A 620-nucleotide genomic window follows, 5' to 3' on the forward strand; every position below is an offset into this window, starting at 1 on the left:
TGTGAAAAGCGCTCCGCGGTTAAGATTTCAGACGAAATATAATAGCGAACTTGCGCATGATCAGGGATGGTTTCGCCTTCTTGTCGGAATGAAATAGCCACTCCGACACTCTTCATTCCTGGCCAATCAAATGACAAGTTTACGAACTCATCAAACACATCACTGACAACATATAATCGCGTTTCTTTACGGCCATGACTCGATTCGGTTGTACTAAAACAATCACCTTCGTACTGCAGTAAACGACTCATCGGGAAATGCTCTTTGAAAGCTTTTTCCAGACGAGGTTGATTGCCTTTTACAGCCAACAAGTAATCGGCTTCTTTATCAATGATCGCCTTAGCAATTGCACGCTGACAGCCCATCGCATCAAGTGTCACAAGGCATCCACGGATTTCTAGCAATTTTAACAACTCTGGAATCGCCGTTATCTCATTGCTTTTTTCCGCTGTTTTAAGCTGCCCAATCACCATACTATTTTCAACACAAAATGCACTAATCATATGGATTGCACCGCGCCGACGACTCTTGTCGTAAGAGCTACGAAGCGTCTTTCCATCAATCGCAATAATGCTGCCTTCCGTTAAGGTATGGCAGCTTTTCATCCATTCAGAAAAACA

General features: G+C 43.4%; 1 protein-coding gene. It reads right to left on the reverse strand.

Annotated features, from left to right (window positions below; genetic code table 11):
• Nucleotides 1-620: ISAs1 family transposase (locus D791_RS18650; protein ID WP_036515086.1), on the reverse strand; the 620-nt coding region annotated here is incomplete at both ends.

The organism is Nitrincola nitratireducens (assembly GCF_000585235.1).
Lineage (GTDB): Bacteria > Pseudomonadota > Gammaproteobacteria > Pseudomonadales > Balneatricaceae > Nitrincola > Nitrincola alkalisediminis.